The 1,028-nt window shown below is 43.9% G+C and carries 1 protein-coding gene and 1 pseudogene; one reads left to right on the top strand and one right to left on the bottom strand.

Translation table 11 applies throughout. The features are described 5' to 3' along the window. Positions 1 to 16: 16 nt before the first annotated feature. Positions 17 to 367 (top strand): annotated as a pseudogene (locus ACP45E_RS18700) (thiopurine S-methyltransferase); the annotation flags it as partial. Between the two features lie 185 nt (positions 368 to 552). Here the strand turns inward: ACP45E_RS18700 and ACP45E_RS18705 are convergent. Next, positions 553 to 1,028, bottom strand: a 476-nt coding sequence (locus tag ACP45E_RS18705; RefSeq protein WP_141707421.1) for an ATP-grasp domain-containing protein, incomplete at its 5' end; no start/stop codon positions are given.

Raw genomic sequence — 1,028 nt, forward strand, 5'->3', positions numbered from 1 at the left:
CGCTCTTCCGATCTAGCTTTCTATTTACAACGGAGATGTCTTTACAGCGCCGATAGAACTGGTTGATATTGTCTATGACAGAGCTGCTCTCATCGCATTACCTGAATCTATGCGCAGTGACTATGTGAGGTTGATTAAAGGGAAGTTGACAGAAAAAGGTCGCATTTTACTGGTCACGCTCGACTACCCGCAGACAGAAATGGCAGGGCCTCCGTTTAGCGTTCCTAAAAGCGAAGTACAAGCCTTGTTTTCAGAGTTTAAGGTCACTCATTTGCATCGTGATGATGCTGGTGAAGATCATCCCAAACGAGCTCAAAAAGGATTGACCAGATTCGCAGAAGAAGTATGGCTGATTGAAAAAGCCTAGCGTTTAAAACTGTCTAAGCGATTACGATGATGGTCATAAGCGTTGACAGCTGAGAAACAATAAATCCTAACCCATTAAAGGTTAGGATTTTTTATCGTGCTTACCTTTTACTAAATCTAGCTTGACACTCGATCTAGCTGGTAACAATAGGCAGGCTCATGCGAAACGCTATGATAGCCATTAAATCAATAAGTGATTTTGATCTTTTGAGCGCTATTTATAGCATCTTCAATCGCTTTATCTACGCTGTTACGACGAGTAAGTGCTACACCTAACCGACGGCGACCATCAATATCGGGCTTACCAAACAGACGTACCTGGGTTTGAGGCATTGTTAATGCGTCACAGAGTCCATCATAACGGATATTAGTTGACGTCCCTTGCCCTAAAATAACCGCGGAAGCAGAGGTGCCATATTGAGTAATACTGTTGATTGGCATCCCCGTAAATGCTCGAACGTGCAGTGCAAATTCAGAAAGCTCTTGCGAGATGAGCGTAACCAAACCCGTGTCATGCGGACGAGGGGAGACTTCGTTAAAGATGACTTTATCGCCCTTAATAAACAATTCGACACCAAAAATACCATATCCACCCAGAGCGTTAACGATTTTCTCAGCACTGTACTCTGCGGCTTTTCTTGCTGCCTCTGTCATGACTTGTG

The sequence above is a fragment of the Vibrio genomosp. F10 str. 9ZD137 genome (assembly GCF_049974785.1).
In the GTDB taxonomy this organism is placed as follows: Bacteria; Pseudomonadota; Gammaproteobacteria; order Enterobacterales; family Vibrionaceae; genus Vibrio.